We start from the raw sequence: 12,471 nt of genomic DNA on the forward strand, positions 1-12,471 counted from the left end.
ATGGATACCAATTTTTTATTACAGGCAATCATTTACTTGTCAGCAGCCGTAATTTGCGTTCCAATTGCTAAAAAATTAGGATTGAGTTCAATTTTGGGCTACTTATTGGCGGGAATCGTAATTGGCCCCTATGTCCTTGGTTTTATTGGACAGGAAGGCCAGGATATTATGCATTTCGCTGAATTTGGTGTGGTAATGATGCTGTTTTTGATAGGCTTAGAACTGGAACCCAACAAGTTTTGGAAAATGCGAAAATTTATTATTGGAATGGGTTCTGGTCAAGTCGCGGGCACCACGCTAATTCTTTTCCTGGGATCCCTTTTATTTATGGATTGGAAATGGGAAACCGCATTAGCAATAGCATTGGCATTAGCTTTATCTTCTACAGCTATTGTATTACAAACTTTAAAGGAAAAAGGATTGTCAAATACGTCTGTGGGACGTTCCTCTTTTGCTGTTTTACTTTTTCAGGATATCGCTGTTATCCCAATTTTAGCTTTTCTGCCGCTTTTGTCAACAGTAAATATAGAAACAACAAATGATGCACCACAATCCTTAATCACTGGCTTTTCCAGTTGGCTGCAAACATTAGTTGTTATAGGAAGTATTTCTACCATATATTTTGCGGGACGTTTTCTATTTGTTCCATTATTGCACATTATTGCAAGAACACGCTTGCAGGAACTGTTTACCGCTTCAGCATTATTATTAGTAGTTGGCGTTTCCTATTCCATGCAATTGGTTGGTTTAAGTCCTGCTTTGGGGGCTTTTATGGCAGGAGTCGTATTGGCTAACTCTGAATTTCGCCATGAATTAGAAGGCGATATCGCACCATTCAAAGGATTACTTTTAGGCTTATTTTTCCTTGGCGTAGGCGCATCGATAAATTTCCAATTGATTATTGAAAATCCACTTTTCATTTTTGCTTTTGGAGCCATCCTGACCCTTGTAAAATTCGCTGTTTTGTTTGTAATAAGTAGATTTCATAAAAAAAATACCGATCAAAATTTATTGTTTGCTTTTGGCTTAAGCCAAGCGGGAGAATTTGGCTTCGTAATTATGAGTTTTTGTATGCAGTTGAATATTGTCCCTAACATATTAGCCAATCAAATAATGGCAGTAATCGCAATGAGTATGGTTGCAACTCCTTTTTTACTTTTAATAAATGAGCGGTTAATTTATCCAAATTCAAGAACTAAAGAAAAAGGAACCGAAATCAAAAAAGATAACGATTTTATAGACGAGGATAGTCCCGTAATTATTGCTGGTTTTGGTCATTTTGGAAGTACAGTTGGACGTTTATTACGAGCCAATAAAGTAAAAACAACCATTCTGGATTATGATTCTGATCGAATTGATTTATTGCGGAAAATGGGTTTCAAAGTGTATTATGGTGATGCAACACGATTAGAGTTATTGAAAGCTGCTGGTTGTGAGAATGCAAAGCTTTTTATTGCTGCCATAGATAATCCAACGGTAAATTTACAAGTGATTGAAACCTTGAAAAAGCACTTTCCAAACTTAAAAATTCTAACTCGTGCCCGAAATAGAAACGATGCGTATGAATTAATCGATCATAAAGTCGAACATATTTACCGGGAAACTTTATATAGTGCGGTTAATATGGGTGTTGATGCATTAGTAGAATTAGGTCATCGAAAATATACTGCTACCAGACAAGGCCAACAATTTATAAAATACGATGAAATTACCACCCGAAAATTAGCCGAAAAACGACATGATAAAATGGCTTATATGATTACCATCAAAGAAGAAATTGAACTGCAGGAACAACTGCTGAAGAGCGATATTTATTCCCAAGTGGCAGCAACAAATCACAGTTGGGACAGCGGGCATTTGAAGAAAAACCTTTCGGAATCCTCAGACTAAAAACTTTTACAAAAGTAAAAAGGCATAATTAAAACCGATAACGGAATTAATTATGCCTTTTTTATTGTTTTAAAAAACTAAAAATTATCTTGAATAATTTGGAGCTTCTTTTGTAATCGTAACATTATGAGGGTGACTTTCATTGATTCCGCTGGCTGTTATGCGAACAAAACGCCCGGTTTCCTGTAAAGTTGGAACATCTTTTGAACCACAATATCCCATTCCGGCACGAAGACCACCAATGAATTGTTGCATACTTTCGTTCAATTCTCCTTTGTAAGGAACACGACCTACAATTCCTTCTGGAACCAGTTTTTTCACATCATCTTCAACATCTTGGAAATAACGGTCTTTTGAACCTTCCTGCATCGCTTCAACAGAACCCATTCCACGATACGATTTGAATTTTCTTCCTTCGAAAATGATAGTTTCACCAGGAGATTCCATTGTTCCTGCTAATAATGAACCTAGCATCACACAGTCAGCACCGGCAGCAATTGCTTTCGGGATATCACCTGTGTAGCGAATTCCACCATCAGCAATTACTGGAACTCCAGTTCCTTTGATAGCTGCAGCCACTTCAAGAACAGCAGAAAATTGAGGGAAACCAACACCAGCAACAATACGAGTCGTACAAATAGAACCTGGACCGATTCCCACTTTCACACCATCTGCTCCATTTTCAACTAAAAACTTAGCTGCTTCCGGAGTTGCAATATTACCTACAATTACATCTATTTGGGGAAATTTGCTTTTTACTTCTTTTAATACATTGACAACACCTTGCGTATGCCCGTGAGCGGTATCAATAATAATGGCATCAACACCAGCGTTCACCAAAGCTTCTGCTCTTTGAACGGCGTCACCTGTAACACCAATCGCTGCAGCAACGCGCAAACGACCGTAAACATCCTTATTGGCAATTGGTTTTTGGGTTAATTTAGTGATGTCTCTAAAAGTAATCAAACCCACTAATTTGTAAGCTGCGTTTACAACAGGTAATTTTTCGATTTTATGGCCTTGCAAAACTACTTCTGCTTGTTCCAGAGAAGTACCTTCAGCAACAGTAACCAAGTTTTCACTGGTCATTACCTCAACAATAGGTCTTGAACTATTTTTTTCGAAACGTAAATCTCTGTTGGTAACGATTCCTTTTAGTATTTGATTTTCATCTACAATTGGAATACCTCCAATACCAAATTCTTTCATGGCGTTTTTGGCATCAGCAACCGTAGAAGTTAATGGCAAAGTAACCGGATCGATAATCATTCCAGACTCTGCACGTTTTACTTTTCTAACTTTCGCAGCTTGTTGCTCGATAGTCATATTTTTATGCAAAACGCCTATTCCTCCTTCTTGAGCCATAGCAATTGCCATAGCACTTTCGGTTACGGTATCCATAGCAGCGGATACAATAGGAACATTTAGCGTTATATTTCTTGAAAATTTTGATTGAATACTCACTTCGCGAGGAAGCACATTTGAGTAGTTAGGAACTAATAGAACATCATCGTAAGTTAATCCTTCACCGATAATCTTAGAGTTGTGTGCGATCATTGCAATTGTAGTTGGAGTTTAATTGCGTGCAAATATAGATAATTTTAAGCAAAAAATTGCTATCATTTTCCAATAAATAATTAAATTGCAGTTCAAAGTCAATTCTTTGGTTCCAAATTACCCCTTGCTTTCCAACCCAGAAAATCCGTTTAATTTATTTTGCTATGACAGAAACCCAACAAGAATTAAAAGGACTTTCAAATGAGGCCGTTTTACTTTCGAGAACGAAAAATGGTTCAAACTCTATAGTGAATCAGGAAAAAAATCAGTTTTTGAAATCCCTGTTCGAAATGGTATTGGAACCTATGTTCCTATTATTACTAACTGCAACAAGCATTTATTTTATTACCGGTGATTACGGAAATGGAATTTTCATGGTTGTAGCAATTGTGTTGGTTTCTACCATTTCATTGTATCAGGAATCCAAAAGCAGAACGGCAATTGAAGCGTTAAAAAAATTATCCCAACCCAAAAGTAAAGTCATTCGCAATGGAGAAATCACTGAAATTCTAAGCGAGGAAATTGTTGTTGGCGACCTCATCCAAACCGAAGAAGGCACCTTTATTCCTGCCGATAGCGTTATTCTTCAATCCAATGATTTTTCAGTAAACGAATCTATTCTTACCGGGGAATCAATGGCTGTTTTTAAAAATGAAACTGCCGAAAATAACACCGTATTTCTTGGAACCATTGTAACTGGTGGTTTGGCAATTTGCGAAGTAACAGCTATTGGCAACAAAACCCAACTAGGAAAAATAGGAAAAAGTCTGGAGGCAATCGTTGAAGAAAAAACTCCGTTGCAAATCCAAATGGGGAATTTTGTCAAAAAAATGTCTCTTGTTGGCTTGGTGATTTTTGTTTTTGTCTGGGTTATCAATTATTACAATTCAAACAATGTTTTAGACAGTCTGTTGAAAGCGCTTACTTTGGCTATGAGCATTATTCCTGAGGAGATTCCAGTAGCATTCACCACATTTATGGCCTTGGGTTCTTGGCGATTAATGAAAATGGGAATCATCGTAAAACAGACAAAAACGGTTGAAACCTTAGGGAGTGCAAACGTAATTTGTACCGACAAAACGGGAACAATCACCGAGAACAAAATGAGTTTGGCGCAATGGTTTACGTTATCTGATAATACTATTAAAGGAAGTAGCAGTGATGAAACTAATAATAATAATAATAATAATAATAATGAGCATGATATAGAATTACTGAGTCTCGCCATGTGGGCCAGCGAACCCATTCCATTTGACGCGATGGAAATTGCATTACACGAAGCGTATTCGAAGTTAAAAATAGCAGATGAACGCCCTAATTTTAAATTAGTTCATGAATATCCATTGGATGGAAAACCACCGATGATGACTCATGTTTTCGAAAATAAAAATGGAACGAGATATATTGCCGCCAAAGGCGCTCCCGAAGCATTGATTGCTACTTCAAATGTAACTGAAAACGAAAAAAAACAAATTCTCTCTGCAATGACAAAAATGGCTTTGCAAGGATATCGCGTATTGGGTGTTGGTTTAGCTGAATTTTCAGGTACTGATTATCCTAAAAAGCAACAGGAATTCTCCTTTATTTTTAAAGGATTGGTGGCGTTTTACGATCCTCCAAAAGCAAATATAAAAGCAGTATTCGAAACTTTTTATAAAGCCGGAATTCAAGTCAAAATAGTTACGGGCGATAATGCAGAAACAACCGCTACAATTGCCAAACAAATTGGCTTCAGAAATGCGGATAAAACGCTAAATGGAGACGAACTAATGGCCATGGACGATGCTACACTTCGAGAAAAAGTAATGGAAACGTCCATTTTTACAAGAATGTTTCCCGAGGCCAAACTCAAAATTATAAAAGCATTAAAAGACAACAATCAAATTGTTGCCATGACTGGTGACGGTGTCAATGACGGACCTGCTTTAAAATCAGCGCACATAGGAATTGCCATGGGAAAAAAGGGAACCGAAATTGCCAAGGAAGCCGCCAACCTGATTCTTATTGACGATGATTTTTCTAAAATGATAGACGCCATTGCAATGGGCAGAAAAATATATAATAATCTAAAAAAAGCCATCCAATACATTATTTCCATCCACATTCCAATCATCATGATTGTCTTTATTCCATTGGCATTGGGCTGGATTTACCCCAATATTTTTTCCCCGGTTCATGTCATCTTTCTGGAGATAATCATGGGACCAACCTGCTCTATAATTTATGAAAATGAACCTATGGAACGTAATTTAATGCTGTTACAACCCAGACCTTTTACCAATACTTTTTTCAAACTTAAAGAAGTTACCATCAGTATAATTCAAGGACTTGTCATTACAGCGGGACTTTTGTTTGTTTACCAATATTGTGTAGCTACAAATTGTTCGGAAAGCGCAACGAGAACAGTAGTTTTTCTAACATTAATTTCATCTAACATTTTTCTGACGCTGACGAATCGTTCTTTCTATTACTCGATATTTACAACATTAAAATACAAAAATAATCTGGTTTTGATGATCATCAGCGTAACCATTCTAATTACAGCTTCGTTATTATTTGTACCATTATTTGCTGCTTTTTTCCAGTTCGAAAGGGTTTCGGGATTCCAAATAGGATTAAGTATTTTAGTGGGTCTTGTTTCGGTGCTTTGGATCGAAATTTACAAAGGATTTAAACGAAGAAAATTCCAATTTTAAACAGCAATTTATTTTTTAGTATTCTTAAAAATAACATTCAGTCCCAGTTGAAAAGAAAGACTATTTGCCTTGGTAACATCGCTGTATTCTAAAAGATTATCGGCAAGAACGTAGAAATTCACAGGTCCAAAATGACTGGATAATCCCAATCCTATATTCTTGTACGAATACGAATCCAATGTGTACGTGGCTTTCATTTGCAATGCCTTGAATATTTTTCTTCGGTAATACGTGGTAAATGCTACTAATGGCGTTCTTGGCGTAGACATCACAAATAACTGGGCACCAACCGCACTTTTATAAGTCGTTTCCGGATCATAATTAAGACAATTACAATCTTCTGGTCTTTCTTCATCAAAGGAATACTGAACCGAAGTATTGAATTTTGCCGGACGCCAAGTTGTGTAATCCGCGTACAAGGTATCCAAAGGAATGGCTTCTTTAAATTCTTGATATCCGCCTCCTGCGGAATTTCCGGAACTGAAATTTGGAATCACACCTTCGTATTTGTAAGTTCCTTTAAAGGTTAAACTCTCCACTTCTTTGCTGTGTTTAATGAAACCTACGTCAATAATACTGGCGGTAACTTGTATGTTTTTCTTTGGATAATAGGTAAAACCGGCATCAAATCCCAAACCTAAATTACCCCCGAGAAGAGCTCTTTTAGTAATATCTTTGGCTACATTTGGCTCATAATCTTGATCATCATATTGAGCAATACCAGAGGTGTTAAGCTGCAATTGAGAATAAATCATCTGTTCATAAACTCCTGTATCTGAAGAAATCGTGTAGATGTAACCGGAGTTGTTCGTAGAATTAGCATTGTAAATACTCGAATAAATTTTTCCACGTACTCCTAAAATAAACTTTTCGGTGATGTTTTTATGAAATCCGAGATGAAATACCGATAGCATTTCTGCTTTGGCACTCAAATCGCCCAAATTAAACACTTTACCCAAATAGTTTCTATTTCCGTCTAAAGCTAAAATGGCAATGTCTTTAGGAACATAACTCAGCATATCGAATTCCTGATACATTCCAAACGAAATATAGGAATCACTTTGTTCTCCAGCTATTTTGAAACCACCGTTAAAAATTTCTATTTGTTCGTTGATTGCTACTTTATCTTTTCGGGTGGAAGAAAATACTGCATTGCGTAATTTCACATTAAAATCTACTCCATTATCTGCAAATAAATCATAGGCCGAAAACCCGCTTGAGCCTACGTTTGCAGAAATCCCAGACAATAAAGGAACTCCAGCATACCAATTGTACTTGAAATCGGCACCCGGATTAGTCATCAAAGACTGAGGAACTGAAGTAAAATTATATAAAATTTGTTTGTTTTGTGAAAAGCAATCTATCGCCAGGAATAGAACAAAAATCAAGATTATTTTTCTCATTCTACTACTAAATAAGCGGTTACACCTGAACGCAATTTTAATCTACCTGAACTATTCTCATTCAATGTAGCACCCGGCAACATCGTCAATGTAAAAACAATTTTTGTAGTTCTTTTTAATAAGTCAAGTTGGGCATTTTCGAATATTTCAGTCTTGGTAACTTTATTTTCTGCGCCTGTGTATGCAGGAACAGAAAAATTAGTAGCATGAACCCGTTGATTATTATTGTCTAAAAATACTAAATCTACTGAATAAGCTCTATTTATGGTGTTTTCCATTTCAAAGAAAAACTCTACTTTTTTCAAATTATCTCTAAAAAAATCATCATTGAACACATCAACGGTTGGTGTATCAAAAATCACGCTTTGCTCTACTCCATTTGTAACAAATTCATTTGCCGGAACATCAAAATATACTAAATTAGCTACGAAAATAGGCTCCAATTTTAAATCATTCGCCTGATCATAATCTAAATCACTTGCACATGAAAAAGAAAATACTAGAAGAATTAATAGGCCTACAACTCTATTTAAAGCAGGTCGTTTCATAATTTTATAAGTTAAAGGTAATTTAGTGGATATTATTACTCAACGCATCAATACTACACTTAGTATCAACATTGTAAAGAGTTCAACTATATTTTTGTTTATTTTATTTCTAATGAAATTCCCCAAACAACTTAGATGCTTCATTGTAAGCGCTTTCAAAACTCATTGGACTCATATTTGTAAATTCCTTTTGTGCTGTAAAATAAGACAATAATTTCTCCGTAGGCATATTACCTGTTAAATTATCAGTCGCCATTGGACAGCCACCAAAACCTTGAATAGCACCATCGTATCGACGGCATCCTGCTTTGTACGCAGCATCAATTTTCTCAAACCATTTATCAGGTGTGGTATGAAGGTGCGCACCAAATTCAATTTCGGGATATTTTGGAATTAAATTCGAAAATAAATACGAGATTACATCAGGAGTCGAACTTCCCACCGTATCCGAAAGTGACAGGATTTTCACTCCCATAATGGCCAATCTTTCCGTCCACTCTCCTACTATTTCAACGCTCCAGGGATCACCATATGGATTACCAAAACCCATTGATAAATATGCCACCACTTCTTTGTTGCTTTTAGCTGCAATTTCCAGAATTTCCTGTAAGGTAATTAATGATTCGGCTATAGTTTTGTGGGTATTCCTCATTTGGAAATTCTCAGAAATCGAAAAAGGGAAACCCAAATATTGTATCTCAGGATGAACTGCTGCCAAAGTTGCCCCTTGTGTATTAGCAATAATCGCTAAAAGTTTACTACGGGTTTGAGACAAATCAAGTCGTGCCAAAACTTCAGCTGTATCCTGCATTTGCGGAATTGCTTTTGGAGAGACAAAACTTCCAAAATCAATACTGTCAAAACCTACCCGCAATAACGATTGAATATAAGCCACTTTCTTTTCCGTAGGAATAAAGGGTTTGATGCCTTGCATGGCATCTCGTGGACATTCTATAATTTTTATTGGCTCCATAGGAAGCCAAAGATACTAAAACTTGTAAAGTTGCAAAATTTCTAACTTGCTAAATTTTCACAAACAAAAACTGATCGAATTATATCGATTGTAACAGCTTAATTATTTCTATTAACCCACATTTTACACAAAAATTTAGAAACTTCTGTCCAAAAGCTGAAGTAACAGTTCAATTACAACTTGACAAACATTTAAAGAGCTATTTAATCTCAAGGCATGGTAAGCTTACAGTGCACTATGTTCAACAATTAACATAAAAGAGATAATCCGCTATTTTTATTGATTCTGTTTTTTTTCATAAAAAAAATTAAATTATCTACAATAAAACAACATTGAGACATTTTTTTAAACATAATACATTATAATTAACATTTTATTTAGATATTTGACCTAACTAATCTTAAATAATCCAAAAATGAAAATTAAATTCAAACATTTTTTGAGTTTACTAATTGTACTCTCCGTACAATTGACATTTGCTCAAGAAAGTACTATGTCAGGTAAAGTTACCGACATGGGCGGCCTTCCCGTTCCAGGTGCTAATATTGTAGTAAAAGGAACTACTATCAGCACACAAACAGGTTTTGATGGTGATTTCACCATTAATGCAAAAAAAGGACAAATTTTAATCGTCAGTTTTATAGGAATGAAAACGGTAGAAATTCCTGCATCTTCTGCAATGCTGATAAAGTTAAGTGATGCTTCCAATCAATTAGAAACTGTGGTTGTCGTGGGATACGGAACCCAAAGCAAAAAGAAACTAACGGATAATATTGCTCGTGTAACAGCAAAAGACATCCAACAAATTCCTGTATCGAATGTACAAAATGCTTTAGTTGGTAAATTAGCGGGGGTTCAAATCACGCAAACCAATGGTAAAGTTGATGGAGGAATAAACATTCGTGTACGTGGTGCTGCCAGTATTAGTGCGGGAACACAACCCCTATATGTTTTGGACGGAATTCCTTTGGTAACTACAAATGAATCCAGCAACGGCGCACCAACCAACCCGCTGCTAACTTTAAGCCCAAACGAAATTGAATCTATTGATGTACTAAAAGATGCGTCATCAGCGGCTATTTATGGAGCCAGAGGTGCTAATGGTGTGGTATTGATTACTACTAAACGAGGAAAAGAAGGTAAAGGAACGTTTTCTATCAACCTTTCTCAGGGAGTTAGTCAAGCTACTAATAAAAGAAAATGGTTGAATGCAGACCAATATATAGAATTGTTTACAGAAGCTTCTGTCAATGGACTCGGCGATGCAGCTGAAGCCGAAGATACTTTCGATTTCTTGGCTCAAGGTACAGATTGGAGAAACAGAGAAGTAGACACCGATTGGCAGGATACTGCATTTCAAGACGGATTCAATACCGATGCTGATTTTTCAGTTTCTGGAGGAGATGCTAATACTCGCTATTTCTTTTCTGGAGCTTACAACAATACTACAGGAATCATCAATAGTAATGCGTTAGAAAGAGTAACTGCACGTACAAATGTTTCGCATAAGGTTTCAGACCGATTCACTGCTGGTATGAATTTGAGCTTTTCCAGATCACAAATTGATCGAGTTCAGGATGACAACTCTTTCACAACACCACTACAGGCTGTAGCCCAATCACCATTATCTCCAGATCGATTAGAAGATGGTACAGCAAATCCAAACACGCTGTATGCTAATTATTTATTAGCTATTGATAATTCGTTTTGGAAAACAATAATGAGAAGAGTTACCGGAAAAGTGTATGGAGAATTTAAAATTATTCCTTCCTTAAAGGCTAATTCTGATTTTTCTTATGATCTTTTATCACAAACAGAGGATGCTTGGTATGGGAAAAACTCTCCTTTTATGGCTACTGATGGAGAAGCTTACGCCACTTCTGTAAATAACGAGACATACATTTACAGTAATTATTTGACCTTTGACAAAACGTTTGGTGAGAAACATGACATTAATGCCGTTGCGGGTATGGAGTTCAATAAATTCAATCGCAGATTTCAAAGTGTAACCAGTATTTATTTTCCAAATGACTCGTTCCAAACCGTAGATGGTGGAGCAGAAGTATCTGCAGGATCTGGAAACGAAACAGATTATACCTTTGTTTCTCAATTTGGCCGAATCACCTATTCATTCGCTGATAAATATATTTTCAAAGCAAGTATTCGTCGTGATGGCTCTTCTCGTTTTGGTAAAAATGAACGATTTGGAACTTTTCCAGCCTTCTCAGCTGGTTGGATTATTTCAGAAGAAGGCTTCTTAAAAGATAATGCTACTTTGACTTTCTTAAAACTTAAAGGAAGTTGGGGTAAATTAGGAAATGCCGAATTAGGAAATTTTGCTTCTCGCCAATTGTACGGTTCAAATCCTTATAACTTAAAATCAGGCCTTTCTTTCTCGCAAGCCGGAAATGACAACCTTACTTGGGAAAAATCTACGCAAATTGATTTTGGTGTTGAATTTGGCTTATTAAACCGAATCAGTGTTGAAGCAGATTATTACAAAAAAAACACCGATGGATTGTTGTTTAGCGTACCATTAGCTTTAAGTTCTGGTGCAACTTCCATTAATCAAAATATTGGTGAAGTTCAAAGTAGTGGTGTCGAATTTACTTTAAACACAAAAAATATTGATTCTGATAAACTAAAATGGAATACCAGCTTAAATATTACCACAAATCAATCTGAAGTAATATCGATGCCTAACAATAATAAAGACATCATCGGTACATTTACTATTAACAGAGTTGGAGAAAATATATCTTCCTTTTTCTTGGCAGAATATGCCGGAGTTGATCCTGCTAACGGTGACGCATTATATGTAAAAAACACTCTTCTTGCTGATGGATCTTTGGACAAATCAACTACAAATGATTATGCCGAGGCGTCAAGAGTTGTTTCAGGAAATCCATTCCCAACCTTGATGGCTGGTATGACTAACACTATTAATTATAAAGGGATTGATTTTTCTTTTACTTTCCAAGGAGAATGGGGCGCCAGTATTTATAACTCAGCTGGTAAATACCAATCTGTAGCTGCTGATTATTTTGACAACCAAACTGTTGATCAATTAAATCGTTGGCAAAATCCTGGAGATATCACTAATGTTCCACAAGCAAGATTATATGGTAGCAACGGAACTGGCGAATCTACACGATTTTTAGATAAATCTGATTTTGTACGTTTAAGAAACCTAACCATAGGATATTCACTTTCCGGGAATGCTATTAAAGAACTTGGAATGAGCAGCGTTCGTCTTTACGCAACGGGTGTCAACTTGCTTACATTCACAAACTATTCTGGTTATGACCCAGAAGCAAGAAGAGATGATACGGGTATTGGAGAAGAATTTTATTCTGCACCACCTGCGAGAACAATTGCTTTAGGAGTAAATATTAATTTTTAAA

The 12,471-nt window shown here is 36.2% G+C and carries 7 protein-coding genes; 3 read left to right on the forward strand and 4 right to left on the reverse strand.

Going from position 1 to position 12,471, the window contains the following annotated elements:
- Window positions 1-1,890, forward strand: a complete 1,890-nt coding sequence (locus DR871_RS10520) for a monovalent cation:proton antiporter-2 (CPA2) family protein (RefSeq protein ID WP_113666250.1) — start codon at window positions 1-3, stop codon at window positions 1,888-1,890.
- 84 nt (window positions 1,891-1,974) lie between these two features.
- Here DR871_RS10520 and guaB read toward each other — a convergent pair whose 3' ends face one another.
- Window positions 1,975-3,447, reverse strand: coding sequence for an IMP dehydrogenase (gene guaB / locus DR871_RS10525; RefSeq protein WP_091166690.1), 1,473 nt, complete (start codon window positions 3,445-3,447; stop codon window positions 1,975-1,977).
- A 164-nt stretch (window positions 3,448-3,611) separates the two neighbouring features.
- Here guaB and DR871_RS10530 point away from each other — a divergent pair, with 164 nt between their 5' ends.
- Entirely contained in the window at window positions 3,612-6,143 is a 2,532-nt protein-coding gene (locus tag DR871_RS10530; protein ID WP_113666251.1) for a cation-translocating P-type ATPase, read from the forward strand.
- Between the two features lie 8 nt (window positions 6,144-6,151).
- Here DR871_RS10530 and DR871_RS10535 read toward each other — a convergent pair whose 3' ends face one another.
- The 3 genes from DR871_RS10535 to DR871_RS10545 form a co-directional block, all read right to left on the reverse strand.
- On the reverse strand, window positions 6,152-7,546 hold the full coding sequence (locus DR871_RS10535) for a DUF5723 family protein (RefSeq protein ID WP_113666252.1): 1,395 nt from the start codon (window positions 7,544-7,546) through the stop codon (window positions 6,152-6,154).
- Window positions 7,543-8,094 carry a hypothetical protein gene (locus DR871_RS10540; RefSeq protein WP_113666253.1) on the reverse strand — a complete coding sequence of 184 codons (552 nt, stop codon included), beginning with the start codon at window positions 8,092-8,094 and terminating at the stop codon, window positions 7,543-7,545. Before DR871_RS10540 ends, DR871_RS10535 begins: the two co-directional genes overlap by 4 nt.
- 109 nt (window positions 8,095-8,203) lie before the next feature.
- Window positions 8,204-9,067 (reverse strand): hydroxymethylglutaryl-CoA lyase, encoded by an 864-nt coding sequence (locus DR871_RS10545; RefSeq protein WP_113666254.1) that lies wholly within the window; start codon window positions 9,065-9,067, stop codon window positions 8,204-8,206.
- Between the two features lie 415 nt (window positions 9,068-9,482).
- On the opposite strand from DR871_RS10545, the gene DR871_RS10550 reads away from it, so the two are divergent.
- Window positions 9,483-12,470 (forward strand): SusC/RagA family TonB-linked outer membrane protein, encoded by a 2,988-nt coding sequence (locus DR871_RS10550; protein WP_113666255.1) that lies wholly within the window; start codon window positions 9,483-9,485, stop codon window positions 12,468-12,470.
- Window position 12,471: the final 1 nt, after the last annotated feature.

Source organism: Flavobacterium petrolei (genome assembly GCF_003314435.2).
GTDB lineage: Bacteria > Bacteroidota > Bacteroidia > Flavobacteriales > Flavobacteriaceae > Flavobacterium > Flavobacterium petrolei.